The following is a 1,129-nucleotide window of genomic DNA, read 5'->3' as shown; positions in this document are numbered from 1 at the left end:
GATCGCCACCCACTTCAGTCCAAGCTAGACCAGTAACTTGACCAATTCGGTTGCTTTCATCAGCTTTCCCGTAATCGAAACGTTGAACACCTAAGTACTCTTTTAGGTTGTCCATCGTTACCGTCACTGATTTGATGTCTTTATCTAGCAGGATGTTCTTCACTGCTTTGCGGCAGATCTTAGAAATCTCACGCTCAAGACCACGCACACCCGCTTCACGAGTGTAGTAACGGATAATACCGATGATTGCTGAATCTTCGATGACTATCTCGTTTGGTTTCAAGCCATTACGTTGCACTTGTTTTTCAACAAGGTGACGCTTCGCAATGTTTAGTTTTTCATCTTCGGTGTAACCGGATAGACGAATCACTTCCATACGATCAAGTAACGGACCAGGAATATTCATCGAGTTAGACGTTGCAACAAACATCACATCAGACAAGTCGTAATCCACTTCTAGGTAGTGGTCGTTGAATGAGTTGTTTTGTTCAGGGTCTAATACTTCAAGCAACGCTGAAGCCGGGTCACCACGCATGTCTGAAGACATTTTGTCGATTTCATCCAGAAGGAAGAGAGGGTTTTTCACACCAACTTTCGACATTTTCTGAATCAGCTTACCTGGCAATGAACCAATGTAAGTACGACGGTGGCCTCGAATCTCTGCTTCATCACGCACGCCACCTAGGGCCATACGTACGTATTTACGACCAGTAGCAGATGCAATTGAGCGGCCAAGCGATGTTTTACCCACGCCTGGAGGACCAACAAGACAAAGGATTGGACCTTTTAGCTTGTTAATGCGGTTTTGAACTGCCAAGTACTCCAGAATACGCTCTTTCACACGCTCTAGACCATAATGATCTTCGTTCAAAATCTCTTCCGCTTTCGCGAGATTTTTCTTCACTTTAGAACGCTTAGTCCAAGGTACGCTTACCATCCAGTCGATGTAGCTACGAACCACGGTCGCCTCTGCGGACATTGGAGACATCATCTTAAGCTTTTGCAGCTCTTGCTCTGTCTTTTCACGTGCTTCTTGCGGCATTTTTGATTCGTCGATCTTCTTTTGCAGAGTCTCAAACTCATCAGGAGCGTCTTCCATCTCACCCAGCTCTTTCTGAATCGCTTTCAT

At 45.3% G+C, this 1,129-nt stretch carries 1 protein-coding gene; it reads right to left on the bottom strand.

Features of this window, described 5'->3' with window-relative positions; translation table 11 throughout:
- Window positions 1–1,129, bottom strand: a 1,129-nt coding sequence (locus tag R7O12_RS26220) for an AAA family ATPase (RefSeq protein WP_318126988.1), incomplete at both ends; no start/stop codon positions are given.

It is taken from the genome of Vibrio sp. Vb1574, assembly GCF_033338675.1.
The sequence above is the reverse complement of the archived record's forward strand: the minus strand, read 5'-3'. Positions and strand labels throughout refer to the sequence as shown.